Raw genomic sequence first — 25507 nt, 5'->3', positions numbered from 1 at the left:
GTGAGGTGGCCCATCTGAGCGACCTGGTCCGGATTGGCGTTGATCGACCGTCCCACGGACCCACTGAGGAACGGGGAATCCCCCAGGCCGTTGGTGTCGGGATTCTCCCCATACGCTGTGGCCGCCTTCCGTCTCGTTCTGACCGCGCTCGCGGTCGCCCTCGTCGTGGCGACGGCGCTGCCGCTGTCCCGGTCGTCCGAGTGGTGGGTCCGGATGTTCGACTTCCCGCGGATGCAGATCGCCGTGGCCGCCGTCGTCGTGCTGGTCCTGTTCGGCGTGGTCGGCGTGTGGATGGGCGAGCCGACGGCCTGGGAGTGGGCGCTCTTGGTGGCCCTGGCCGTCGCGACGGTCTACCAGGCGACCCAGATGGTGCCGTACACGCCGCTCCACGGCGTCCAGACGGTCCGCGCCGACGGCGCCCTGGCCGACCCCGACCGCCGGTTCCGGCTGGTCGTGACGAACGTGCTGATGGAGAACCGCGAGGGCGACCGCTGGCTCGGCGTGATCCGCGACGCCGACCCCGACGTGGTGGCCGCCGTCGAGACCGACGAGTGGTGGGCCGAGACGGCCGCGGCGCTCGACGAGACGCACCCGCACCACGTCGCCCTCCCCCAGGACGACACCTACGGGATGCTCGTCTACTCGAAGCTCCCGCTCGACAGCGTCGAGGTGCTCCACCGGGTCGAGCCCGAGGTCCCCAGCCTCAGGCTGACCGTCCGGCTCCGCTCGGGCGAGCCGGTCACCCTCGTCCTCGTCCACCCCCGCCCGCCGCGGCCCGACATCCAGCAGGACTCGGACCTGCGCGACGCCGAGCTGGTCCTGGCCGGCCGCGACGTGGCCCAGCTCGACGGGCCGGTCGTCGTCGCGGGCGACCTCAACGACGTCGCGTGGAGCCACACGACGCGGCTGTTCCAGGAGCTCTCGGGCCTGCTCGACCCCCGCGTCGGGCGCGGCACGTTCTCGACGTTCCACGCCGAGCACTGGTGGCTCCGCTACCCGCTCGACCACGTGTTCCACTCGGAGCACTTCGCGCTCCGCGAGCTCCGCCGGCTCGACCCGGTCGGGAGCGACCACTTCCCGATCCTCATCGAGCTCGAGCTCGATCCGTCGGTCGCCCCGCTCCAGGCCACGCCCGACGCCGAGGCCGACGACCTCGAGGAGGGGGCGGAGAAGGTGGAGGACGCCCAGGAGATGAAGGCCACCGAGTCGGAGGCCGAGCGCCAGGAGCGCGTCGAGGAGGACCGGTAGGGCTCGGAGGGCTCGCTCCGCTCGCGGGAATGGGAAATAGGAAACGGGAAACGGCAGAAGGTGGAGTGCGGGCCGATCCCCGGACCCTCCCCGTACGGACACGACTCGTCGTGTCCCTGCCGAGCACGGGGCCCCGCCGTACGGACACCATGCATGGTGTCCCTGCCTAGTGGGAGGTCGCCAGGCGGACACGATGAATCGTGTCCCTACCGAGGGCCCGCTCGTTCTGCGCTGGCGGCCACGCGCTGACGGCCGGAGATTCCACCCGTCCACCCGTCCACCCGTCCACCCGTCCACCCGAATCCCGTGACCCTCGCCGACTACCGCGCCCTGTTCCCGCTGCCCGAGGGCACAGTCTACCTCGACCACGCGGCGACGGGCACGGTCGGCCGGCCCGCGCTCGACGCCGTCACGGACTACCTCGCCGGACGGGCCGGGCGCCTCCCGGGCCGCTCGCCCAACAACTACCCCGCCGACCTCGACCGCGCCGACCGGGCCCGCCAGCGCGCGGCGACCGTCCTGGGCGTGCCCACTGAGATGGTGGCCCTCGTCCCCAACACGTCGTACGGGCTGAACCTGGTGGCCCAGGGGCTCGACTGGCGGCCCGGCGACCGCGTGGCCGTGCCGGACTGCGAGTTCCCGGCCAACCGGCTCCCGTGGCTCGGACTCGCCGACCGGGGCGTCGCCGTCGACACCATCGCCCACCGCCAGGGCGTGTTCTCGGTCGACGACGTGGCCGCCGCGCTCCGGCCCGAGACGCGCATCGTGACGGTCTCGGCCGTCCAGTTTCTGTCCGGCTTCCGGTGCGACCTCGCCTCCATCGGCCAGCTCTGCCGCGACCGCGGCGTCCTGTTCGTGGTCGACGCGATCCAGGCCGTCGGCGCGGTCCGGGTCGACGCGGCGGCCGTGGGGGCGGACCTCGTGGCGACCGGCGGCCACAAGTGGATCGGCGCGATGCAGGGCGCCGGGGTGGCCGCCGTCACGGCCGAGCTCCAGGACCGGCTCCGCCCGACGCGCGGCTGGCTCAACGGGCCCGTCGACTGGGACGACTTCGACCGGGTCTCCCTCGACCTCCACCCGGACGCGACCCGGTTCCACGTCGGCACGGGGCCGACGGCGCAGATCTACGCGCTCGACGCCGCGCTCGGGGCGTACCTGGACGTCGGGCCGGAGGTGGTCGAGGAGGCCGTGCTCTCCAGCGCCGCCCGGCTGGCCGAGGGCCTGGACCGGCTCGGCTTCGTCCGCTACGGCGAGCCCGGGGCGCCGCGCTCCGGCATCGTCACCGTCCGCGCCGACGATCCCGAGGGGCTCCACGCGCACCTCGCCGAGCGTGGCGTGACGTGCTCGATGCGGAGCCGGTTGGTCCGGTTCGCACCGCATGCCCAGACGCCGCCCGACGCCATCGACGCGACGCTCGACGCCGTGGCCTCCTTCCGCGCGGTGGCGGCATGAGCGAGTCGCAGCCCGAGCCGGACCCCGTCGAGACCGTCATCGAGCTCGACGTGCCGCCGGGCCAGACGCCCGTCCGCATCGACGTGTACCTGACCGACAAGACGGCGAACGCGACGCGGTCGAAGGTCCAGCGCGCCATCAAGGAGGGGCGCGTCGAGATCAACGGCCGGCCCGTCACCAAGGTCTCGACGCCGGTCCAGCCGGGCGACCAGATCCGGTGCACCGTGATGCGCCCTCCGCCCATCGAGATCGTGCCGGAGGCCATCCCGCTGTCCGTCGTCTACGAGGACGACGCGCTGCTCGTGGTCGACAAGCCGGCCGGCATGGTGGTCCACCCGGCCTACGGCCACCGCTCGGGCACGCTTATCAACGCCCTCCTTCACCACGTCGGCGCGGGGCCCCTCGCGGGCGACGAGGTCGAGGACACCGACGACGACGACCTCGGCCTGGCGACGGCCGCCGCCGGCCCCCGCTACGACGGCGACCCGACGGTCCGCCCGGGTCTGGTCCACCGGCTCGACAAGGACACGACCGGGCTGATGGTGGTGGCCAAGACGGACGTCGCTGCGGCCCACCTCGGCAAGCAGTTCGCCGACCGGACGATCCAGCGCCGCTACCTCGCGCTCGTGTGGGGCGTGCCCGACGGCCCGGGCCGGGTCGAGGGCTGGCTCGGGCGGAGCCCCCGCGACCGGAAGAAGATCTCGGTCCGCCCCGAGGGCGAGGGGAAGTGGGCGGCGACCGTCTACGAGCCCGTCGAGGCGTTCGCGCACACGGCGCTTGTCCGGTTCCGCTTGGAGACCGGGCGGACGCACCAGATCCGCGTCCACGCGGCGTCCATCGGCCACCCGATCTTTGGCGACACGACCTACGGCGGCGACCGGATCGTCTACGGCGCGGTCGAGGGCTCGCGGCGGGCGTTCGTCCGCAACCTGTTCGCCCGGCTCGGGCCGCGCCAGGCGCTCCACGCGGCGACGCTGGGGTTCGTCCATCCCGTGACGGGCCAAGCGATGGCGTTCGAGGCGCCGCTGCCCCCAGACATGGCGGCTGTCGTTGACCGGCTCCGGCGCGTCGAGGGGAGCGGGGCGTAGGCGCGGCGGCGTGCCCAGTCGAAGATCTGGCAGGGTGAGGGGCAAGAAGACGGTCGTGTGAGCGCCCTCCCTTGCCTCATGCCCGATGCCCCCCGCCCCCCACACTCCACCCGGATTCGGCGTCAGAGCGCGGAGGCGTCGCGGGCCCAGTCGGCGGCGCGGCGGAGCAGGTCGCCGTGCGAGCCGAGGCCCAGCTTGTCCTTGATCCGGGCCCGGTACGTGTCCACGGTCTTGGTGCTGACGACCATGGCCCCGGCGATCTCGGCCGTCGAGGCGCCCCGCCCGAGGTGCTCGAACACCTCGAGCTCCCGGTCGCTCAGCGCCTCCACCGGCGACGCCGGCGGGCCGGACGGGGCCCCGGCGTACTGCATCAGGATCTTCGTGCTCATCGGCTCGCTCACGTACACCCCGCCGCGCACGACCCGGCGGATGGCCTCGACGATGACCGTGTCCACCTCGCTCTTCATCACGTAGCCGCGTGCGCCCGCGCGGAGCACGCGCTCGCCGTAGAGCGCCTCGTCGTGCATCGAGACGACGAGGACGGGGAGCTCCGGGTACCGGGCGCCGAGGTGCTTGAGCAGCTCGAGCCCGCTCATCCCGCCGAGCGTGAGGTCGAGGACGACGAGGTCGGGCAGGTCGCGGGCGAAGGCGTCGAGGGCGGCGTCGGCGGACTCGGCCTCGCCCACGACGGCCAGGTCGATCTCCTCGCCCAAGAGCGCCGCGTAGCCGCGCCGCGTGAGCGCGTGGTCGTCCACGACGAAGATGCGGTGGGTCATGGCGCCGGGGGCGGGGCGAGCGTGCAGGAGACGGCGGTGCCCCCGTCGGCCGGCCGGTCGAGGGACAGGGTGGCGCCGACGAAGCCGGCGCGGTAGCGCATGGCGTGGAGGCCGAGGCCGTCCGAGGCTTGGGCGGTGTCCGGGAGGCCGCAGCCGCGGTCCGAGACCCGGAGCGTGACGCCGCCGTCGGTGCGGAGCAGCGCGAAGACGATCTCGTCCGTCCCGGAGTGCTTGAGCGCGTTGCTCGCGGCCTCCTGCGCGATCCGAAACAGGTGCGTGGCGACCTCGCTGGGGAACGCGGCCACGGGCCGGTCGAGGACGAGCCGGCAGCGGACGCCGGTCCGCAGCTCGAGCCCGTTCGCGAGCTCCTGCAACGCCCCCGCCAGCCCGGCCGACTCGATGCTCACCGGGTTGAGGCCCCGGGCGTGCGCCCGCGCCGTCGCGATCCCCTCCTGGACCAGGTCGGCCACCTCGGCGAGGGCCGCGGCTGGGACGGGCACGCCCTTCTCCATGCGCCGGACGAGCGTCCGGCACAGCATGGCGACGGCCGTGAGGTGGGCGCCGAGCCCGTCGTGGAGGTCCCGCCCGATCCGCCGCTGCTCCCGCTCGCTGACCTCGATCAGCGCCCGCTCGAGGTCGCGCCGCTCCGTCACGTCCCGGATCAGCCAGACCTCGGCGCGGTCGGCGAGGTAGCCCGTGAGCTCGACGAACCGCTTCGCCCCGTCCTTTCGGGTGACGAGCACCGAGCGGGCGCCCGTGTGGCCGAGGCGCCGGTCGAGCTCGTAGAGGTCCCGCATGGCCGACGCCTCGGCCCCGTAGAGCCGGTCGAACCACGCCTCGATGGTCGGGACCTCGCGCCGGGTGTACCCGATGAGCCGGGCCGCCGCGTCGTTGAAGTAAAAGGCGTCGTCCTCGCGGTGAAGCGCGGGCACCGGCAGCCGCTCGACCATCACGCGCAGCGGGAGGTCGCGCTCGACGGCCTCGGCGAGGTCGTGCGCCACCGACGCGATCCCGACGACGGCGCCGGAGCCGTCCCGCAGCGGCGACATCGTGAGCTGGACGTCGAGCGCCGTCCCGTCGCGGTGGAGGTGGACCGTGTCGATCCGCCGGGTCTCTCCTGCCAGCACGGGCGCGCGGACCGCGTCGAGGGCGGCCTCGCGCCGGTCGGGCGGGACGACGAGCGTGACCGGGCGGCCGACGGCCTCGTCGCTCGTGTGGCCGTAGTACCGCTCGGCGCCCCGGTTCCAGAGCGTGATGCGGGCGTCGAGGTCCGTCCCGATCAGGATCGCCTCGGGGACGACGCCCGCCATCGCCGCGAACACGTCCTGCTGCTCGGGGAGCGCGCGTCGCATGGAGGCCGGGGGTGGGAGGAATGTGGGAGCGGCTCCCACACGCGAGTGCGGGCGGCGTGCTACGTCGCCGTCGGGGCGGAAGCCATACCGTCCTCTGAGCCGAACCCGCCCCCCAAGAAACCGAACCCGACCGTGCCGGACAAGCCCCCTCTCGGCGGCCCGCTCCCGAGGCTCCACGTCCTCGGCGTCGCGACCAGCGCCGACCGCGCGGCGCCGGACCGGGCCCTCCTGCGGACGCTCCAGGCGCACGCCCCCGCCGGCCTCCGCGTCGATCTCCTCGACGCCGCCGCGCTCCGGTCCGTCCCGCTGGGCGAGGTGCTGGCCGACCACGACCTCGTCCTGGTCGCCACGAGCGACGGGTCTGAGCCGGAGCCGGTCCTCCGGTGGGCCGGGTCACAGGGCGCGGCGTCGCCGCTGCGGCGGGTCCCCGTCGCCGTCGTCCGGGCTTCTGGCGGCCGAATGTCAGAGAGCCCGGGGCCAAGGGCGGAGGGGTCCGAGACCGCCGGCGACCGGCTGCGCCGCGCGTTCGGCGAGGCCGGCGCCTGCGTCGTGCCGCGCCAGGACTGCCTCTACGATCCCGCGGACGTGCCCGCGCTGGCGCGCCTGGCCGAGGACCTCCGGCGGTGGGTGCGGGACCACGGCTGCGGGTCCGTCCTCGCTGCCCTGGCCAAGCCCTCGCCGTAGGAGCTCATCAGGGACGTGTGGGAGCGGCTCCCACATCGCGGACGGGGCGGCTCCCCTACGCGCACGGCGTCGGCGCTCCTAGACTTCGATGCCCATTCTCTCACACACACGCCCTCTCCCCACTGTGACCTTCGGCACCCACCCACCGACGCGCTGGCCTCTGGCGAGCCTGCTCGGTCTCTTGCTCGTCCTGCTCGCCGCGCCCCAGGCCCAGGCGCAGGTCCCCACGCTCACCGACACGTTCGAGGCGCCCGAGCCCTCGATCGAGCTGCTCGACTTCGGCGACACGATCGAGCCCCTCGGCGACGTCAACGGCGACGGCGTGCCCGACCTCGCCGTCGGCGGCTACGCCGCCCGGCAGGATGGCATGATCGACGTCGGCCGCGCCTACGTCATCGACGGGGCGACCGGGGCGGTCATCCATACGCTCGCCGCGCCCAACGCGGTCCAGCAGGGCCGCTTCGGCGACTACATCGCGAGCCTCGGCGACCTCGACGGCGACGGGGTCACCGACTTCGTCGTGACCGAGCAGGGGGCAACGTTCGACGGGGCCGACACCGGTGCGGCCTACGCCTACAGCGGGGCCACCGGCACGATCCTGTACATGATCGAGTCCCCCACGCCCGAGGACGGCGGCGACTTCGGCAGCTCCGCCGCGAATGCCGGCGATGTCGACGGCGACGGCCTCGACGACGTCCTCATCGGCGCACTCAACGAGCGCGCGGCCCCCAACGGCGGCGGGGCCGGGCAGGTCCACGTCCTCAGCGGGGCCGACGGCTCGCTCATCCGCACCCTCACGCCGACATTCACACCTGGCGGAGGCCTCTTCTCCTTCTTCGGCCGCGAGGTCCATCTCGTCGGCGACCTCGACGGCGACGGCCTCCGCGACCACGCCGTCTTCACCCGCTTCGAGGGCCAGGGCCGCGTGGACTTCTACAGCGCCGCCGATGGGGCCTTCATCGACGCTCTCGCTCCCGAGTTCAGCACCGGGTCCGGCGAGTTCGGCCAGGCCATCCTCACCGTCCCCGACCTTACCGGCGACGGCGTGGACGACCTTGTCATCGCCGCGCCGCAGGCCGAGATCATCTCGCCGTTCCCGCCGCGCGTGGGCCGCGGCGTCATCCAGCTCTACGACGGGGCCACCCGCGATCTCCTCCGCGAGTTCCGCCCACCGCCCGTCGCGGGGGCCGAGCCCGAGGCCACGGGCCAGTCCCTCGCCCTCGGCGCGGACCTCGACAACGACGGCGTCCGCGACTTCTACGCGGGCTCGCCCGGGGCCGACGAGCCCATCGGCTTCCCCGGCATCAACGCCGGCCGGGTCTACATCTTCAGCACCGCGACGGGCACGCTGCTGGGGCAACTCAGCTCGCCCACCCCCACGCGCATCGGCCTCTTCGGCGACGAGCTCGCCACGGCGGACCTCGACGGCGACGGGACCGATGATCTCGTCGTCGGTGCGCCGCGCGAGAACCTGAGCGACGGCCGAGTCTACGTCTACGAGCAGACGTTCTCTACGCCCATCGTGCAGGACGGCTCGTTCGAGGCCGGCTCGCCCAACCCGTTCTGGACCTCGTTCGGCATCCCGAGCGATCCCATCTGTTCGGTCGAGACGTGCGGCCCGAACGTCGGCATCGAGGCCTACGAAGGCGACTGGTTCGCGTTCTTCGGCCGGAGCAACGACGCCACGATGGGCTTCGTCCAGCAGGAGGTCACGATCCCGGACTCGGTCAACACCCTCTCGTTCTACGTCAAGGTCCCCATCGCGGACACGGGCGGGAACTTGAGCGCGCGGATCGACGGGGACATCCTGTGGTCCATCACGCAGCAGGACGCCGACGACTTCGAGACCTACCAGCGCGTCGACGTCGACATCAGCGCCTACGCGGACGGGGGCACGCACACGCTCCGGTTCCAGAGCGCGACGGCGTCGAGCAACCCGCCGGCCCTCACGTTCTTCTTCGTCGACGCGGTCTCGATCAACAACCGGACGAGCAACGCGGGCATCGCGATCTCTCCCGGCCAGGTGAGCTTCGGCACCGTGCCCGTCGGCACCGTCGCCCAGCGGACCGTGACAGTCACCAACACCGGCACGGACCCGCTCATCGTGTCGGAGGTGACGATCGAGCCATTCCAGGGGCCCCCGGGCCCCATCACCACCGACGCCGAGACGCCGTTCACGGTCGACGCGGGCGCGAGCACGACGTTCGACGTCTTCTTCGAGCCCACCGCCGCCGTGACCTCCGTCGTCCGGATCATCCTGGTGTCGAACGCGGCGTCCTCGCCGACGGCGATCCTCGCCGGGGGTACTGGCTCGGTGAGCCCGGAGTTCAGCGTGGACCCGGAGTCGCTGGCCTTCGACGTGGAGTCGGGCGAGACGTCGGACCCGCAGATCCTGACGCTGACCAACAGCGGGACCAGCGCGGGCACGTTCTCCGTCTTCACCACGGTCACGCCCCCGGACGCGCTCGTCCCGTCGGACCCGACGCCGGCCGACGCGCTCCGCACGCCGATCCGCACCGCGGCGGTCCCAGCCCCGAGCCTCTACCAGAGCGGCAACCTCGTCGGCGTCGTCGAGGACGGCTCGTTCGAGGCCACGGACCCGGAGACCCGGGACAACCCGTTCTGGAACGAGGCCTCGGCGCAGCAGGTCTCCCCGTTCTGCAACGCGGCCTGCTTCGGTGACCTCGCCCGCACGGGCGACTGGTACGCCATCTTCGGCTTCGACGTGGTCCTTGGCACGGACTTCATCGAGCAGGAGGTGGACCTCGCGGCGGGCGCCTACGACCTCACGCTGTTCTACGCCGGCGGGACCGACCGCGACGGCGACGGCGAGGAGGAGGCCGAGGCGTTCTTCCGCATCTTCGTGGACGACGCGCTCATCTACGAGCTCTCGGCCGAGGAGGCCCAGGACTTCACGCTGGACTACCGCCAGTTCGACGTCACCTTCGACGTCGAGGAGTCTGGGATGAAGACGCTCCGCTTCGAGTTCGAGCAGATCGTCGCCACGCCCGGCGAGGACATCATGCAGATCCTCATGGACGACGTCTCGCTCGCGCCGGCCTCGCTCCGCCTCACGGTCGAGCCCAGGGTTGGGACCGTCGCGCCGAACGACTCCGAGGAGATCGAGGTCACCGCGGACGCGACCGACGCCGAGCCGGGGGTTTACGCGGTCGAGCTCTTGATCCAGACGGACGACCCGGACGCGCCCACGCTGGTCGTCCCCGTCACGGTCACCGTCGGCGACGCCGCCGACGGGATCAGCATCGTGGTCGCCGGTCCCGGCGGGTTCCGCTTCTTCGGCCCGCCGGCCGACGGCATCACCGTCGACTCCCTCGCGGCCCAGAACCTCGTCCGCGGCGTCCCCGGGTACTACCCGGCCGCCGAGCCGGCCAACCTCTGGACCGAGTACGACGCGACGACGGACACCTGGATCGAGTCCGACGGGACCGGCGAGGTCTTGGAGCTCGGGAAGGCGTTCCGCTGGCGGATGTACGACAAGGCCGCCGGCAACCCCGACGTCTCGGTCTCGGTCCCGCTCCCGTTCACGCTCTCGACCGCGCTCGATGCCAACATGGAGCCGGTCACCGTCGAGCTCCAGACCGACGGGACGCGGTTCAACTACCTCGCCAACCCGTTCGGCGAGGACCTCGACCTCTCGGGGATCGAGGACTGGCCCGGGGCTGAGAACCTGTCCCCGAGCCCGGTCTGGACCTACGCCCCGGCCGCCCGGATGTGGACGGCCGCGCCCGCGTCGATCCCCGCCTGGACCGCGTTCCGGGTCCGGTCGAAGGGCCCCCGCCTGATCGACCGGCCCCGGACGCTGACGATCCCGGCCTCGGCCGAGGACCTGGCCCGTCGGACGGAGCGGACGCCCGCCCCGGGCTTCTCGCTCACGCTCTCCGGGACCGACGCCGACGGCGTCGCCATCGGCGACCGGGCCATGACGTTCGCCTTCCGCGACGACGCCCGCGCGGCGTTCGACGAGTCCGAGGACGTCGAGAAGTTCCAGACCCCGGCCGCGAGCTACGCGCTCGTCGGGGCCCGGGTCGGCCGGGCCTTCGTCGGACACGACGTCCGGCCGTTCGCCGACGCCGAGATCCCGCTGGCCGTCGAGGCCCGGGGGACCGAGGCCGCGTTCACGCTCCGGTGGGACGGCTCGGCGCTCCCGGCCGGGCTCCCCGTCGTCCTCGTGGACCTGGCGACGGGCGCCGAGGTCGACGTCCGCACGCGGTCGAGCTACGCATTCGAGGTCGCCGCGCGCGAAGCGTACGCCGAGGCGCCCGACGGCGAGGTCGCCGACGGGTCCCAGGCGACGGACCGGTTCGTGCTCCGGATCGGGACGGGCCTGGCGTCGGCCGAGGCCGGCGTGGCCGAGGTCGCGCTGGAGGCCGTGGCGCCGAACCCGTCGTCGGGCTCGGCCCGCGTGTCGTTCGCGGTCCCGGAGGCCGGGGCCGTCCGGGTGGCCGTGTACGACGTGCGGGGCCGGGAGGTCGCCGTGCTCGTCGACGGCACGATGGCCGCGGGCCGGCACGAGGCCGTGCTGTCGAGCGGGTCGCTCGCGGCCGGGGTGTACGTGGTCCGGTTGGAGGCCGGGGGCCAGGTGCTCACGCGCCAGGCCGTCGTCGTCCGCTAGCGGGCGTGGCCGGCCGGCGCTGGCCGGCCGACCTCGACAGAATCTGTGGCGGCCGCTCCCACCCGGGGCGGCCGCCGCTGCGTTGTAACGAGCTTGCGGCGACGCCTCGGGCGAGAAGCGCCGTTGCATGTGGCCCGTCGTGTCTCGGCACCGGCGCGGCACCGGCGCGATCCCGATATCTTCCGCGCCCTCGCCCCACGCCGATGCCCGCCGTCCCCCGCCTGACCGACCTCCTCGCCCTCGACCGAGTCCTCGTCGACCTCGATGCGCCCTCCCGCGACGCCGTGCTCGACGCGGCGATCGCTCGGCTGACCGGGCTCCCGGCGGTCCGCGACCCCGCCCAGCTGGCGGCCGACGTGGTGGCGCGCGAGGCCCGGATGTCGACCGGGGTGGGGGAGGGGCTGGCGCTCCCCCACGCCCGGACGTCGGCCGTCGCGTCGACCGTGGCCACGGTGTGCACGCTGGCGACGCCCGTCGACTGGGACGCGCACGACGGGGCGCCGGTCGACCTGGTCCTCCTGTTCGCCGGGCCGGAAGGGGACCGGGGGGCGCACGTCCGCCTGCTGGCCCACATCTCGCGCGTCCTCAGCCCGGCCGCCACCCGCCGCCGGCTGGCAGACGCCTCGACGCCGGCTGACCTGCTCGCGGTCATCGCCGAAGCGGAGGGGTGAGGGGTGAGGGGTGCTCGGGGAAAAGTTCCGCCCGACTCCGCCCACTCCGGCCCTGACCGGGCGCACCTTCCCGTACCCCGTACCCCGTACCCCGTACCCCGTACCCCGTACCCCGAATGGCCTTCCAGACGATCCGCGGCACCTTCGACGTCCTGCCCGACGCTCACAGCACGGGCGGCGCCGAGATCCCCGGCACCGCCGCGTGGCGCTGGGTCGAGGACGTCGTCCGCGGCGTGATGGAGCGGTTCGCGTTCGAGGAGATCCGGACGCCTGTCTTGGAGCCCATCGACCTGGTGGCCCGGGGCGTCGGGGGGACGACCGACATCGTGCAGAAGGAGATGTTCACCGTCGAGCGCTCGCGCGAGACCTACGTGCTCCGGCCCGAGGTTACGGCGCCCGTCATGCGGGCCTACCTCGAACACCACCTCGACCAGCGCGGCGGGGCCCAACGGCTCTTCTACGTCGGCCCGTGCTTCCGCGCCGAGCGCCCCCAGAAGGGCCGCTACCGCCAGTTCCACCAGTTCGGCACCGAGCTCATCGGCGCCGACGACCCCCGCGCCGACGCCGAGGTCATCGCCAACCTGCGCGCGGTCTACGACGCCTTTGGCATGACGGACACCCGGCTCCGCCTCAACACGCTCGGCGACGCCGCCGACCGGCCGGCCTTCCGCGACGCCCTGCGCGAGCACTTCGCCCCCCACGCCGAGGCGCTCTCAGAGACCAGCCGCCAGCGCCTCGAGACCAACCCGCTCCGCATCCTGGACACCAAGAACCCGGACGAGCGCGCGCTCCTGGCCGACGCTCCCCGCCTCACCGACTTCGTCGGCGACGACGCGCGGGCCCACTACGAGTCGCTGAAGGCCCTGCTTGACGGGATGGGCGTGCCCTACGTCGAGGACCCCCTCCTCGTCCGCGGCCTCGACTATTACACGCGGACCGTGTTCGAGCTCGAGTCGGACGCGCTCGGGGCCCAGGGCGCACTCGCGGCCGGCGGCCGGTACGACGGGCTGGCTCAGGCCGTCGGCTCGAAGACGCCCGTCCCGGCGGTCGGCTACGCGGCCGGGATCGAGCGGCTGTTCTTGGCGCTGGCGGACCAAGGCGTGGCCCTCCCCAAGCCGCTGCACCCCGACGTGTTCCTCGTCTGCCTGGGCGACGCTGCCGAGGCGGCCGGGTTCGGCATCGCCCAGACGCTCCGGGCCGCCGGGCTCGCGGTCGACTTCGCCCTCGGTGGGCGCTCGATGAAGGCCCAGATGAAGGCGGCCGACCGCTCGCAAGCGGCCGTCGCCGTCCTCCTCGGTGACGACGAGCTGGCGGCGGGCGTCGCGCAAGTCCGTGACCTCGGCGCCAGCGAGCAGCGGGCGGTCCCCATCGACCAGCTCGCCGTCGAGCTCACGGGCGAGGACAGCGCGGCGTAGTGCCGTGCCCGGCCGCCGACCCCCCGTGTCCCTCCCGGTCGCGGAGCCTGTCCTGAGCGGAGCCGGAGAACTTCTAGGTCGGAACGCTGTCCCCCTCCAAGGGCAGGGCTGCTACGTCCTGCGAAACGAGTCAGAGTCCTAAACGGAACGGCCGTCATCCCCGCGCACGCGGGGATCCATAGGGGGCCGCTCGCTGAGGCGCCGCTGCGGATGGGTCCCCGCGTGCGCGGGAACGACACCTGTTCTTTGTATGGTCGGCAGAGAACGTAGCGGCCCTGCCCTTCAAGGGGGACCGTCCGGGCGCCCCTCGCTCCGCTCAGGGGTGACCGGACGGGGGGTTCCGGCTCGCGAGCACGGCGCCCCCGCACCCGCACGTTCGTCCCCAGTCGCCGCTAGCTTCCCGCGCCCCCCCGACGCCCGATGTACCCCCGGATCAGCGACCTCACGCGAGACCTCTTCGGGTTCGACTTCCCGATCCCGCTCTACTCGTTCGGGCTGATGGTCGCCGTCGCGATCCTGGTCGCGACGGCCATGACCCGTGTCGAGGTCGACCGCCGGTACGCGCTCGGGCTGATGCGGCCGGTCCGCGCCAAGGTGAAGGACGAGAAAGGCCGCGACCGCGTGGCGACGACGAGCCCGTCGGCGCTGCTGTGGAACATGGCGCTGATGGCCGGCGGGTTCGGCGTGCTCGGGGCCAAGCTGTTCCACATCATCGACTACTGGGACGAGTTCACGGCCGACCCGCTGGGGATGATCTTCTCCGGCTCCGGGCTGACGGTCTACGGCGGCATCCTGGTGGCCGGCCTCGCCATCCTGTGGTACGCCAAGCGGAAGGGCGTCGACCGCGCCCACCTCGCCGACGCGACGGCGCCGGGCCTCCTCCTGGCCTACGGCATTGGGCGGATCGGGTGCTACCTCTCGGGCGACGGCGACTGGGGCGTCTGCTCGTCGCTGGCCGACAAGCCGGGGTGGATCCCGGGCTGGCTCTGGAGCGAGACGTTCCCCCGCAACATGCTGGGCCAGATGGACCCCGTCGTCTACAACGCGACCCAGCGCGGCGCCGAGTGCGCCCTCGCCAACCCGACCGGCGTCTACCCGACGATGCTCTACGAGTTCGCGATGGCGGCCGTGCTCGCCGGCGTCCTGTGGGCGCTCCGCAAGAACCCGTTCAAGGCGGGCTGGCTGATCTCGCTCTACGCCGTGTTCGCCGGGGCCGAGCGGTTCCTCATCGAGTTTATCCGCGTCAACCCCGACGCCGCGTTCGGCCTGCCCCAGTCCCAGCTGATCTCGATCGGGTTCATGGTGGCCGGCGCCGTCGGCTTGGCGCTCACGACGCGCCGGACCGACGCCCCCACGCCGACGCCCGCGCCCGTGGCGGCAGCCGGATGAGGGCCGGACGAGCGAGAGGCTTCGGAAAGAGTCCCCTCTCCCACAGGGTGAGGGGCAACCAAGCAAGGCGTAGTCCATTCCCTTCGGGGACGGCTGTAAAGACGATCGCGCTCGCGTGCGCGCTCGCGGCTGGCGCCGGGGCGCAGACGGCCCCGAACGTCGCCGAGCGCCCGCCCGTGGCCGCGTTCGCGTTCGCGGCCTTGGGCGACACCGCGACCGTGTACACGCCCGAGACGTTCGCCGGCCGGTTCGTGCTCGTCGATTTCTGGGCCTCGTGGTGCGTCCCGTGCCACACCGAGATCCCCCGGATCGCCGCCGCGAGGGCCGAGCACGCCGACGTGCTCGACGTCCTGAGCGTCTCGCTCGACCTCTACCCCGACGACGTCGCCGCCTTCCGCGCCCGCGTCGCGCCGATGGACTGGCACCACGCCTTCGTTGGCGAGCGGTTCGACCACCCGTCCCTCGTCGCGCTCGGGGCCGACCGCCTGCCGTATGCCGTCCTGATTGGGCCCGACGGGACCGTCCGCGCCCGGGGCGGGGCCCTCCGCCACGACCGGCTCGCGGTCACCGTCGCCCGCGAGATCGCCGCCTCCGCCGATGCGCACGCACCCTGACCCGCTCGACCTGATCCGCCGGGGCTACGCCGCGCTCGACGCCTGGGACGCCGAGTTCGGCCCGGCCGACCCGCACCCGGCCCTCGCCGTCGACGCCGAGCGGCTGGGCGCGGCCCTCGACGAGTACCTCGGGCGGATGACGGCGGCGCCGCGCGGCGAGACGCCGGGGATGTACCCGTTCGGCCACCCCCGCTACGCCGGCCAGATGCTGAAGCCGCCGCATCCGGTCGCGCTCGCGGCCTACGCCATCGCGGCGCGCGTCAACCCGAACAACCACGCGCTCGACGGCGGCCCGCCGACGAGCGCGATGGAGAAGGAGGTGGTCGCCGAGCTGGCGGCGATGGTCGGGTTCGAGACGCCGCTCGGCCACCTCACCGGCGGCGGGACGGTCGCCAACCTGGAGGCCCTGTTCGTGGCCCGGGAGGAGACCGGCGGCCGAGGGATCGCGGTCAGCGCGGAGGGCCACTACACGCACGCCCGGATGGCCGGCGTGCTCGGCGTCGACTGCGCCGTCGTCGCGAGCGACGACGCGGGGCGGATCGACCTCAGCGCGCTCGACGACACGCTCCGCGCCGGCAACGTCGGCACGGTCGTCTTGACGATGACGACGACGGGGCTGGGCGCCGTCGACCCGGTCGCCGACGCGATCCCGCTGTGCCGGGCGCACGGCGCCCGGGTCCACGTCGACGCGGCCTACGGCGGCTTTTTCCGGCTGCTCGCGGACGGCGACGACGGCCTGCTCGGCGACGGGGCCCGCCACTTCCGCGCGCTCGCCGACGCCGACTCGGTCGTGATCGACCCGCACAAGCACGGGCTCCAGCCCTACGGTTGCGGCGCCGTCCTCTTCGCCGACCCCGCCGTCGGCCGCCACTACCGCCACGACTCGCCCTACACCTACTTCACGTCGGAAAAGCTGCACCTGGGCGAGATCAGCCTGGAGTGCTCGCGGCCCGGCGCCGCCGCCGGCGCGTTGTGGCTGACGCTCCGGGCGCTCCCGCTCGTCGCCGACGACGGGCTCGGCCCAATCCTGGCCGCCGGCCTGCGCGCCGCCCGGGCGTTCCACGACCGGCTGGGCTCAGCCGAGCACCTCGCGCCGCTGCTCGCGCCTGAGACCGACATCGTGGTCTACGCGCCTGTCGCCGAGACGGTCTCGGCCTTGGACGCCCGCAGCGCCGCCGTCTTCCAGCAGGCGATGGACGACCCGGACGACCCGGTGTTCGTCAGCCTCTACCGGCTGAGCGCGGACCGGCTCCGCGCGCACCTTCCCGGGATCGACGGTGACGCGCCGGCCGCGCGAGTCTTGCGGAGCGTCCTCATGAAACCCGAGCACGAGGGGTGGACGGACCGGCTGGTGGCTCGGCTCGACGCGCTGGCGGCTCGCGGAATCGTCGGCCATCCGTAGGGGCACGCCGGTGGCGTGCCCTCGTTGCGCCTCGGTCGTGGGGGCACGCGGGGGGCGACGTGAGCGCTCGGCCTACCGTTCGACCACGCGGAGCCCGTTCGGAGCCGGCAGCGTGGCCCGGTCGGGGTGGCGGCCCTCGACGCCCGCGAGCAAGTCGCCGATGGCGGCCAGGTCCGCGTCGAGGTCGCCGGACGGGACGACGGTCCCTTTGACCCCGATCTCGCGCCGGCCCCAATCGATGGCGACGACGGCGACGGGGACGCCGGCGGCCACGGCGATCCGGTGGAACCCCGTCTTCCAGCGTGGCACAGCGCCTCGGGTGCCCTCGGGCGTGATGGCCACGATCTGCCGACCCCGCCCCAGCACCTCGACCGCCCGGCCGACCATCCCGCCCGGCGCGTCGCGGTCGACGGGGACGCCGCCGAACGCCCGGAGGGCCCACCCGAGCGGACCCCAGAACAGCTGGCGTTTGGCGAACACCTTCACCCCGATGTCGCACGCCGCCACCGCCGCGAGCCCGACGAGCCCGTCCCAGTTCGACGTGTGCGGCGCGCCGATGGCCACCTGGCGCGGCGCGTCCGCGAAGCCGCCGACGAACCGCCAGCCGAGCGCGCGCAGCGTGGCGCGGCCCAGCGACCGGAGCCACGGCGGGTGGCCCTGGCGGGGGACGGAGGGCGGGAGGGCAGGCAGAACGGCGGCGGCCGGCAGCAGGCGGGGCCGGGGTGCGGGGGTGGATGCGAGCATGGTGCGAAAGCTAGCCAGGGCCCTCCGGTGTGGCTCGGAGGGCGCCCGGACGGTCGTTACCTTCGGCCCGTCTCCTCCCGACGCATGGCCACGACGTACGAAGGCTCCCTCGTCTCGCCCGACGGCGCGCGCTACGCCGTCGTCGCGAGCCGGTTCAACGACGCCATCACGCGGCGGCTGCTCGACGGCGCGCTCGACGCGCTGGCCCGCCACGGCGCCGACCGCGGCGCAGTCGACGTGGCGTGGTGCCCGGGCGCGTTCGAGATCCCGCTCGTGGCCCAGCACCTCGCCGAGACCGAGGCGTACGACGCCGTCCTGTGCCTCGGCGCCGTAATCCGGGGCGCCACGGCCCACTTCGAGCACGTCGCCTCGGGCGTCGCCAGCGGGTGCCAGCAGGTGGCGCTCGCGACCGGCGTGCCGGTCCTGTTCGGCGTGCTCACCGTCGACACGATCGAGCAGGCGTGGGAGCGGGCCGGGACCAAGGCCGGCAACAAGGGCGCCGAGACGGCCACGGCCGCCATCGAGATGGTCTCGCTCACGGCCCAGATCGGCCGCTAGCCCCGCACCGCCCCCGACGACGCTACGCGACCCCGCCTTCCCCGCTCCCATGAGGATCCCGCTCGCGTTCGCCGCCATCTGCCTGCTCGCCGCCTCCGGCCGAGCCCAGCCCGCCGTCGGGTGGGAGGCGTACCCCGCCTACACCGAGGTCACCGCCGTCGCCTCGTCGCCGGACGGGCTGTGGGCCGCCAGCGACGGCGGCGTCTTCTTCTACGACGTCGCCACGGGCGAGCTCCGGACGGCGACCGTCGCCGACGGGCTCGAAGGCGGCCCCGTCGGGGCCCTCGCGACGGACCCCGCGCGCGGGGTCCTGTGGATCGGCTACCAGGACGGCGTCTTGGAGCGGCTCGACACCGAGACGTTGGAGGCCCGGCCGTTCTTCGAGATCACCCGGGCCGACCAGTACCCCGCCCGGGGCGTCCGCCGGATCGTCGTCGCGGGCGACGTGCTCTACGTCGCGACCGACTTCGGCGTCGTCGTGTTCGACGCGGCGACCGAGCGCGTCCAGAGCGCCTACGCCCGGTTCGGCGACCTCGAAGCGGGGACCGGCGTCAACGACGTGCTCGAGGCGCCGCTCCCCGATGGCGCGCCCGGCCTGTGGGTGGCCACCGACGGCGGCCTCTACACGGCCCGCCGCGACGGCGCCACCCTCCAGGCCCCGGGCGCGTGGACGCGCGAGAGCGGGTTCAGCGGGGCCGCGCTCAGCCTGGTCGAGTACGGGGGGACCGTCTTCGTCGGCGGCGGCCCCGACGGCGCCCGCGACCTGTACCGCCGCAAGCCGGACGGGTCCTACGACCGGAGGCTGTTCACGAACAACCCGATCACGTCGCTCGCGGTGAGCGACGGCCGGCTCTACGCCGTCTCGCCGCCGTTCGCGTACAGCCTCGCCAGCCCCGACGCGCCGAGGTCGTTCTACCGAGCCGCTGGGGCCACCGCGCTCTCCGGGCTCGCCATCGGCCCCGGTGGCGAGCCCTGGGTGGGCGACGCCGCGATCGGTCTGTTCCGGATCCCCCGGGTGCCGGAGCTGGGCGAGAACAACATCGAGCCGGCCCCGGTCGCCCCGCCCGGCCCGCTCTCGACCAACATCGTCGACATCGACGTGGACCACGAGGGCGTGGTGTGGGCCGTGACGGAGCGGCTCGAGGCGGCCGGGTTCGCGTCCGTCAACCGGCTCGAAGACGGGGCCTGGACGGCGTTCCGCACCGACGACCCGTCCATCGACATCGCGCGCGCGTCGCTCGAGTCGGCCTCGGTCGGGCCCGACGGGGCGTTCTACGCCGGGTCGGCCGGCGACGGCGTGACCGTGTTCCGCGACGGCGAGGTCACGCGGTACTCCGAGGACAACTCGTCGCTCCTGTCGGCCACGGGCACGACCGGCTTCATCGTCGTCCGCGACGTGGCGTTCGAGGACGACGCGGCGTGGGTCCTCAACTTCTCCGCGCGCCCGCTCCACCGGTTCGACGGCGCGACGTGGCAGGGCTTCCCGTACCCGTCCGGCATCCCGTCCTCGGCCCAGGCGTTCCGGATCGCCATCGACGAGCTCGGCCAGAAGTGGCTGGCGCTGGGGTCGAACGGGCTCGGCGTGTGGGACACCGGCGACGACCCGCTCTCGGCCGCCGACGACCGAGCGACACGGTTCGCCGGGGCCGGCTCGAACGGGACCGGCCTGCCCGACGCCGAGGTCCGCGACGTCGTCGTCGCCCCCGACGGCCGGGTCTGGGTGGGCACGGAGCGGGGGATCGCCTCCGTGTTCCGCCCGCTCGACGCCTTCTCGGCCGACCCCAGCCTGGCGGCGCCCCAGTGGCCCATCCTGGCCGACGGCTCGGACTTCCTCCTGCGCGACGTCGAGGTGAACGACCTCGAGGTGGACCCGGCCGGGCAGATCTGGGTGGCCACGTCGAGCGGGGCCTACCTCGTCGACGCCGCCGGGACTGGGCTCGTGCGGACGGTCACGGCGGCACGAGCCCGCTCCCGAGCGACGCCGTGTTCGCCGTCGCCGTGGCCCCGCGCTCGGGCCGCGTCTACTTCGTCACGGCCGAGGGCTTGTTCAGCGCGCCGGGCGACGCCACGATCGCCCGGCCGGGCTCCGACGCCCTCACGACGACGCCGTCGCCGTACCGGCCCGCCGACAACGCGGCGGGCGTCGTGGTGAGCGGGCTGCCGACCGGGCTGTCCCAGGTCCGCGTGCTGACGGTGGCCGGCGACGTGGTGTTCGCGTCCGAGGTCCGGGGCGGCTCGTTCCGGTGGAACGGCCGCGACCGCGAGGGCCGGCCGGTCCCGTCGGGCGTCTACCTCGTGGCCGCCGCCGGCTCGGACGGCTCGACGGCGTTCGGGAAGGTGGCGCTGATCCGGTAGCGGCGCGGGACGGAGCAGGGCGACCGCACGCTCCGGCGCAGACCCCCTGCTCCGTCCCGCGCCGCTCCCAGGTCGGGGAGCTGTCCCCCTTCGAGGGCAGGGCTGCTACGGTCTTTCTTCGGCTACTCAAATACAACGAGTCATTCCCGCGCAGGCGGGAATCCATGCGCCCCTTGTGTCCGGCGAGCGGCCCCGTATGGATCCCCACCTTCGCGGGGATGACTGTTGTTTTCTGTAGGAATACGACTCGCGCCCGAGAACGTAGCAGCCTTACCCTTCAACGGGAACAGTCCGCGCGCCCATCGAGCGGAGCGAGGGGCGTGCGGACGGGGGGGCCATCCGCCGGTGACGAGGCGTCGTTCGAGCGTGCGGTCGCCCTGCATCATGGGGTCTCCGGCGGGTAGTTCCCCATTCGGTCGGATATGTGATGGGTGACCCTCCCCAGGATGGGTCACACACCACGTATCCGACCGGGCTGTCCTGACATCAAGACCCCGAATCCGCATGCATCGAGCACGCTCGACCTTGTCGACTCGCCGTGTCACCGCGCCGACGTCCGACTCGGTCAGGGGACGCCTGAGTGTCGGCGGATCTCGGGCGAAATGCCCCGGAACGGGCCGGCGCCGTGGAACGCCGAGGGAAACGCCCCGGTCCAACACCTTCCCCTTCTCCCCACGACCCCTCCCATGGACCGCACCGCGATTCTCAACTCCTACGTCACCGACATGGCCGCCGTCGAGGGCCACATCGAGGCGGCCGTCGAGCGCCAGCTCGCCTCCGACGACACGGCAAAGTACCCCGACGCCGTCCGCGTCCTGACCTCGCTCCGGACGATCCTCCGCAGCCACATCTCCGAGCTCGAGGCGTTCAACGAGCGGACCGAGGGCGGCGGGATCAAGGAGGCCGTCAAGGAGGCCCTCGGCGACGTCCTGGGCGTCGCCGCCGGGTTCTACGACCAGATCCGCCAGACCGACAAGGTCTCGCGGATGATCCGGGACTCGTACACGGCCACGAGCCTGGCCGCCGTCAGCTACCACATGCTGTACACGACCGCGCTCGCCCTCAAGGCCGACGACCTGGCCGCGATGGCGCTCAGCAACCTGGAGGATCTCACCGGTGTCATCGGCGACCTCTCGGAGGCCGTCTGCACCGTCGTCGCCGCCGAGCTCACGGACGAGGACAAGACCATCGACCCGACCGTCGGCCAGCAGGCGGTCCGGGCCACCCAAAAGGCGTGGGCGAACGCGGACGACGCCTAGGCGCTCCGTCCCTCCCGACCAAGCGGGGCCGTCGCATCGCGCGGCGGCCCCGCTTTTTTTATGGGACGGCCCTCGGCGCGATCAGTCGCGGACGCTCTGGAACGGGATCTCCCACCGGAGGCCGAGGGTCGCCGCGAGCGCCCGGTCCAGCCCGCGCTCGGCGTCGTCGAGCGACCGGTACAGGCCGGCGGCCTCGACGGCCAGCCGGGGCGCGACCTCGAACGCCACGGCCCCCTCGACCAGCCACTCCGTCTGGCGGACGCCGACGAACGTCGGGGCCACGTCGCTGTCGCGGTCGGTGTACGGCACGCGCGGGTCCTGCCCGACGTAGACGCCGTCGGGGTCCCGGCCGCGGCGGGTGCGGGCGGCCGTCAGCCGGGCCGTCGTGCGGACGGACGGGCGGTACTCGAGCCGGAGCGAGGCGTCGTCGGCGTTCGGGCCGACGGGGTGGCCCAGGATGTCGTTGTAGTGGACGTAGGCGCTCGAGACCGTCCGGTGGCCCCAGAGGTACGGGCGGAGCCGGGCGTACTCGGCCCGGGCCTCGAGCCCGGGCACGCCCAGGTCGACCGTGTGGACGCCCGCCAGCAGCCCCCACTTGTTGGTCCAGGCGTCCTCGAAAAAGGTGCTCGCGCGGAACTCGTCGAGCAGCACCTGGCCGTAGACGCGGACGCCGTCGACCGGGCGGACGGCCAGGCCGGCGCCCAGCAGCGCGTTGTCGCCCGAGCCCAGCTCGCTCTCGACCGAGCGGTAGAAGATGACCGGGTTGAGGTAGCCCAGCTCGAGCCCGCGCCGGTTCCCCCGCAGCGTGTCGTCGTGGAACACGACGGCCTCGAACGCCTCGGCCTGGACCCGCCCGACCTCGACCGAGACCCGGTGGAAGGCGGCGTACGCGGAGGGGAGCACGGTGTCGCGGCCCCTCACGTCGCGGTCCGGCGTCGTCAGCCGGGCGACGGCCATCGTGTAGCTCACCGGCCCGGCCCGGGCCCCGATCCGGAGGTGGTCGTACGGCGCGGCGTAGTTGGAGAGGAACAGGGTGCCCGCTCCGGCGCCCCAGGCGTTCCGGTCCCGGGCCAGGCGGACGTCGACGAACCGGTCGCGGTAGCCGACGGCGCCCTCGGCCGCGAAGTAGTCGTAGGCGTCGTCGCCGAGCCGCTTGACGAACCCGAAGCGCGGGGCCGTCGCCCGGAGCGAGTCGCGGGCGTAGACGGCCGGCCGCCGCTGGTTCTCCGTCGCCCGGGACTCGACGTAGAGCCGCCCGAGCCGGCCGGCCACCCGGACCCCCCGCGTGTTCTGGTACACGAGCCCCGAGGCGTCCCGTCCGCCGATGTCGGAGCGCCGGACGGGCCCGGACGACAGCGCGAGGAGGGGCGAGGCCTCGAAGGCGTACCCGTCGCCCTCGGTCCGGAAAGGCGAGACGCCGTCGCCGTAGAGGCCGAGCGGGAGGGGCCGGCCGACCGTGCTCGCCGGGGTCCGCGACTGGTAGCGCGCCAGCAGCTGGCGGTCGGCGCGCGAGAGGGCGATCCGTCCGGCCTCGACGCCGGCCGCGAGCGAGTCGAGCCAGGCCGTCGCCTGGCCGGCCGGGAGCGGCAGGGCGTCGGCGGCGGCCTGGGGGAGGTGGCCCGCCGTCGCCTGCCGCCGGACCAGGTCCGAGAGCGGGCTGCCGATCTGGAGCAGCCCCTCGCGCTGGGCGAGGGCGGTGCCCGGCACGAGCAGCAGGGCGAGGGCGAGGAAGCGGACCATCGGCGGGGGGGCGACGCCGCAAGCTACCCCGCGCTCGGCCGGCCTCCCGGGTCGTTCCGGGAGCCCTCGACGGGTCAGTCGTCGGTGACGGTCAGGAGCGGGTCGTCGTCGTCGTCGAGCGCGTCGTCGTCCTCGTCCTTCAGGACGGCCGTCAGGATGAGGTAGGGCAGGATGGCGGCCCCGTTGCTAAAGATGGCCGCGATGACCCACCCGATCCGGACGACCGTCGGGTCCAGGCCGAAGTAGTTGGCCATGCCCGCGGCGACGCCCGTGATCTTCCGGTTCTTCCGGTCCTTCGCCAGGCGGACGCGGCCCGACCGGCGGGCCTCCGCCCGGCGCGCGAACGCTTGGTCGGTGGCCCGGCCGGCGGCCCGGCCGGCCGTGCGGAGCGCCCTCTCGGCCTGGCGGAACGCGCGCGACGCCGTCTGCCCCGCCGCGTCGTCCGAGGACCGGCGGGTCCGTCGGCCGACCGTCTTGCGCTGGACGCGCTGCTGCTGGCGCCGCCGGCGGGCCGCCCGCTTCCGCGCCTTCCGCCGCCGGCGGGCCGCCGGGCTCCACGAGAGCACGCCGAACCCGGTCAGCATGATGAGGACGGCCGCGAAGATGGGCAGCACCTGGACCAGGTTGTACAGGATCTCGGAGCCGATCGGGAACAGCCCGAGCAACTGCAAGCTGTAGAGCGCGCCGAGCCCGATCAGGCCGATGCCCGAGGCCGTCTGGAGGTTCCAGAAGCCGGACTCCTTCTCCTCATGCGCCTCCTCTTCGAGCTCCTGCTCGGCCATGAACGCGGCGATATCGTCGTCGGAGACGAGGCCGAATTCGTCGTCGTAGGCCTCGGCCTCGTCCGAGCGGGACCGGCGGCGGGAGCGCGTAGACATCAGGCGTGCGGAGGGGACGCGGGAAGGTACGGAGGCCGCCGGGAGGGGTTGCGGGGGGCTCGCTGGCGCTCGCGGGAAAGGGGAACTGGGAAATGGGAATGGGCAGAGGGGGAGCGGCACCGTCGGCCTCGGGCGACCCGTACGGACACGGCCCGTCGTGTCCCTGCCGAGCGCCGAGTCGCCTCGGGGCGCGGTGCCGCCCGGGGCTCGCCGCCAGCGGACACAGTGAATCGTACCCCTACAGAGAGCCCGGGTCACCGACCCGGATCGTCTCGGTCTCGGTCACCACGACGCCAAGGCGGGCGTCGTGGGGCTCCGTCGGAACGGCGGCGACGAGGGCGGCCGAGACCGCGACGCCGACGCGGAGTGCGGGCGTGGCGGCGAGGAAGGCGTCGTAGAAGCCGCCGCCGTAGCCGAGGCGGCTCCCGTCGCGGCCCAGCGCCAGCGCCGGCACCACGACGACGTCGAGCGTGGCCGGGTCGACGGCGGGCGCACCGGGCCCGGGCTCCATCAGCCCCCACTGGCCCTCGGCCAGCCGGCCGGGCTGGAACCGGCGGTGCGCGAGCGCCCGCGGTCCCACGACGGCCGGCAGCGCGACGACCACGCCGGCCGCTGCCAGCGACTCCGCCAGTGGCCTTAAGTCGACCTCGCCCGGCAACGGCCAGAACAGGTGGACCGCCCGGGCCGACGCGACCTCGGGCAGCGCGCCCAGCCGGCCGACGATCTGGCGGCTCGCTCGGGCGAGCACGTCGGGTGACGTCTCCTCTCGAATCGCACGGAACCGACGGCGCTGGGCCGCTTTCTCCGCCGCCACGTCGCTCGCCTCACGCATGGACCCCACCGACACCCGCCTCGACCGCTTCGACGCCTACCGCGCCCGCATGAACGCGCGCATCCTGGACGAGGGCCAGCACCTCGGCATCAAGCGGTTCTTCAACCTCGACACAGCCGCCTACCGCGACGGCGCGCTCGACGGCCGCACCAAGGAGCTCCTGGGCCTGGTCGCCAGCGCCGTCTTGCGCTGCAACGACTGCATCGACTACCACCTCGAGCAGTGCGCCGACGCCGGGTTCACCGACGACGAGATGCTCGACGCGCTCAACGTGGCGCTCGTCGTCGGCGGGAGCATCGTGATCCCGCACCTCCGCCACGCCGTCGAGACGATCGACCTGCTGAGGGCGCGGGGCGTGGGGAACGAGGCACGGGGCGAATAGCCGACCTCCCCTTGCCGTACGCCTTATGCCGCGTG

General features: G+C 73.7%; 21 protein-coding genes. 15 read left to right on the top strand and 6 right to left on the bottom strand.

Translation table 11 applies throughout. The features are described 5' to 3' along the window. Positions 1–117: 117 nt before the first annotated feature. The 3 genes from ACOOHE_RS12840 (at position 118) to ACOOHE_RS12830 (ending at position 3788) form a co-directional block, all read left to right on the top strand. Positions 118–1248 carry an endonuclease/exonuclease/phosphatase family protein gene (locus ACOOHE_RS12840; RefSeq protein ID WP_420454480.1) on the top strand — a complete coding sequence of 377 codons (1131 nt, stop codon included), beginning with the start codon at positions 118–120 and terminating at the stop codon, positions 1246–1248. A gap of 306 nt (positions 1249–1554) precedes the next feature. Beyond that, positions 1555–2700 (top strand): aminotransferase class V-fold PLP-dependent enzyme, encoded by a 1146-nt coding sequence (locus ACOOHE_RS12835; protein WP_420454479.1) that lies wholly within the window; start codon positions 1555–1557, stop codon positions 2698–2700. Beyond that, a complete protein-coding gene (locus tag ACOOHE_RS12830) occupies positions 2697–3788 on the top strand; it encodes an RluA family pseudouridine synthase (protein WP_420454478.1) in 1092 nt (363 codons plus the stop codon). Before ACOOHE_RS12835 ends, ACOOHE_RS12830 begins: the two co-directional genes overlap by 4 nt. Before the next feature lie 122 nt (positions 3789–3910). Here the strand turns inward: ACOOHE_RS12830 and ACOOHE_RS12825 are convergent, their stop codons facing one another. Together ACOOHE_RS12825 and ACOOHE_RS12820 are read right to left on the bottom strand one after the other, a co-directional pair. Then, positions 3911–4564 carry a response regulator transcription factor gene (locus ACOOHE_RS12825; RefSeq protein ID WP_420454477.1) on the bottom strand — a complete coding sequence of 218 codons (654 nt, stop codon included), beginning with the start codon at positions 4562–4564 and terminating at the stop codon, positions 3911–3913. After that, positions 4561–5916 carry a PAS domain-containing sensor histidine kinase gene (locus ACOOHE_RS12820; protein WP_420454476.1) on the bottom strand — a complete coding sequence of 452 codons (1356 nt, stop codon included), beginning with the start codon at positions 5914–5916 and terminating at the stop codon, positions 4561–4563. Before ACOOHE_RS12820 ends, ACOOHE_RS12825 begins: the two co-directional genes overlap by 4 nt. 132 nt (positions 5917–6048) lie before the next feature. Between ACOOHE_RS12820 and ACOOHE_RS12815 the strand changes: the two genes are divergently transcribed. From ACOOHE_RS12815 to ACOOHE_RS12785, 7 genes are all read left to right on the top strand, one after another. Beyond that, complete coding sequence (locus ACOOHE_RS12815) at positions 6049–6600, top strand: hypothetical protein (RefSeq protein WP_420454475.1); 552 nt, start codon at positions 6049–6051, stop codon at positions 6598–6600. Between the two features lie 124 nt (positions 6601–6724). Next, positions 6725–11233 carry a choice-of-anchor D domain-containing protein gene (locus ACOOHE_RS12810; protein ID WP_420454474.1) on the top strand — a complete coding sequence of 1503 codons (4509 nt, stop codon included), beginning with the start codon at positions 6725–6727 and terminating at the stop codon, positions 11231–11233. A gap of 203 nt (positions 11234–11436) precedes the next feature. After that, positions 11437–11904 (top strand): PTS sugar transporter subunit IIA, encoded by a 468-nt coding sequence (locus ACOOHE_RS12805; protein WP_420454473.1) that lies wholly within the window; start codon positions 11437–11439, stop codon positions 11902–11904. 116 nt (positions 11905–12020) lie between these two features. Beyond that, the gene (hisS, locus tag ACOOHE_RS12800) at positions 12021–13319 is read left to right on the top strand and encodes a histidine--tRNA ligase (protein ID WP_420454472.1); all 1299 of its coding nucleotides are present in this window, start codon (positions 12021–12023) and stop codon (positions 13317–13319) included. Positions 13320–13739: 420 nt separating this feature from the next. Next, positions 13740–14708: a prolipoprotein diacylglyceryl transferase gene (locus tag ACOOHE_RS12795; RefSeq protein WP_420454471.1), complete on the top strand. Its 969-nt coding sequence runs from the start codon at positions 13740–13742 to the stop codon at positions 14706–14708. Positions 14709–14884: 176 nt separating this feature from the next. Then, positions 14885–15322, top strand: coding sequence for a TlpA family protein disulfide reductase (locus ACOOHE_RS12790; RefSeq protein ID WP_420454470.1), 438 nt, complete (start codon positions 14885–14887; stop codon positions 15320–15322). After that, positions 15306–16724 (top strand): pyridoxal phosphate-dependent decarboxylase family protein, encoded by a 1419-nt coding sequence (locus ACOOHE_RS12785; protein ID WP_420454469.1) that lies wholly within the window; start codon positions 15306–15308, stop codon positions 16722–16724. The genes ACOOHE_RS12790 and ACOOHE_RS12785 overlap by 17 nt, the downstream gene beginning before the upstream one ends. A gap of 72 nt (positions 16725–16796) precedes the next feature. On the opposite strand, the gene ACOOHE_RS12780 is transcribed toward ACOOHE_RS12785, so the two are convergent. Next, on the bottom strand, positions 16797–17468 hold the full coding sequence (locus tag ACOOHE_RS12780; RefSeq protein WP_420454468.1) for a 1-acyl-sn-glycerol-3-phosphate acyltransferase: 672 nt from the start codon (positions 17466–17468) through the stop codon (positions 16797–16799). Between the two features lie 84 nt (positions 17469–17552). On the opposite strand from ACOOHE_RS12780, the gene ribH reads away from it, so the two are divergent. The 4 genes from ribH (at position 17553) to ACOOHE_RS12760 (ending at position 21640) form a co-directional block, all read left to right on the top strand. Then, complete coding sequence (gene ribH, locus ACOOHE_RS12775; RefSeq protein ID WP_420454467.1) at positions 17553–18026, top strand: 6,7-dimethyl-8-ribityllumazine synthase; 474 nt, start codon at positions 17553–17555, stop codon at positions 18024–18026. 49 nt (positions 18027–18075) lie between these two features. Then, positions 18076–20178 (top strand): two-component regulator propeller domain-containing protein, encoded by a 2103-nt coding sequence (locus ACOOHE_RS12770; RefSeq protein ID WP_420454466.1) that lies wholly within the window; start codon positions 18076–18078, stop codon positions 20176–20178. Then, complete coding sequence (locus ACOOHE_RS12765) at positions 20175–20381, top strand: hypothetical protein (RefSeq protein ID WP_420454465.1); 207 nt, start codon at positions 20175–20177, stop codon at positions 20379–20381. Before ACOOHE_RS12770 ends, ACOOHE_RS12765 begins: the two co-directional genes overlap by 4 nt. Positions 20382–21067: 686 nt before the next feature. After that, entirely contained in the window at positions 21068–21640 is a 573-nt protein-coding gene (locus ACOOHE_RS12760; RefSeq protein WP_420454464.1) for a hypothetical protein, read from the top strand. Positions 21641–21721: 81 nt separating this feature from the next. On the opposite strand, the gene ACOOHE_RS12755 is transcribed toward ACOOHE_RS12760, so the two are convergent. The 3 genes from ACOOHE_RS12755 to ACOOHE_RS12745 form a co-directional block, all read right to left on the bottom strand. After that, positions 21722–23380 (bottom strand): hypothetical protein, encoded by a 1659-nt coding sequence (locus ACOOHE_RS12755; protein ID WP_420454463.1) that lies wholly within the window; start codon positions 23378–23380, stop codon positions 21722–21724. Between the two features lie 74 nt (positions 23381–23454). After that, positions 23455–24258 (bottom strand): PspC domain-containing protein, encoded by an 804-nt coding sequence (locus tag ACOOHE_RS12750; protein WP_420454462.1) that lies wholly within the window; start codon positions 24256–24258, stop codon positions 23455–23457. 238 nt (positions 24259–24496) lie between these two features. Next, positions 24497–25090 carry a 5-formyltetrahydrofolate cyclo-ligase gene (locus tag ACOOHE_RS12745; RefSeq protein ID WP_420454461.1) on the bottom strand — a complete coding sequence of 198 codons (594 nt, stop codon included), beginning with the start codon at positions 25088–25090 and terminating at the stop codon, positions 24497–24499. Here ACOOHE_RS12745 and ACOOHE_RS12740 point away from each other — a divergent pair. Beyond that, on the top strand, positions 25089–25472 hold the full coding sequence (locus tag ACOOHE_RS12740) for a carboxymuconolactone decarboxylase family protein (protein WP_420454460.1): 384 nt from the start codon (positions 25089–25091) through the stop codon (positions 25470–25472). The two genes, ACOOHE_RS12745 and ACOOHE_RS12740, sit on opposite strands and share 2 nt — an antisense overlap. Positions 25473–25507: the final 35 nt, after the last annotated feature.

The organism is Rubrivirga sp. (assembly GCF_965213695.1).
Taxonomy (GTDB): Bacteria; Bacteroidota; Rhodothermia; order Rhodothermales; family Rubricoccaceae; genus Rubrivirga.
Note: the sequence above shows the minus strand (reverse complement) of the source record. Positions and strands in the feature narration are given on the sequence as shown.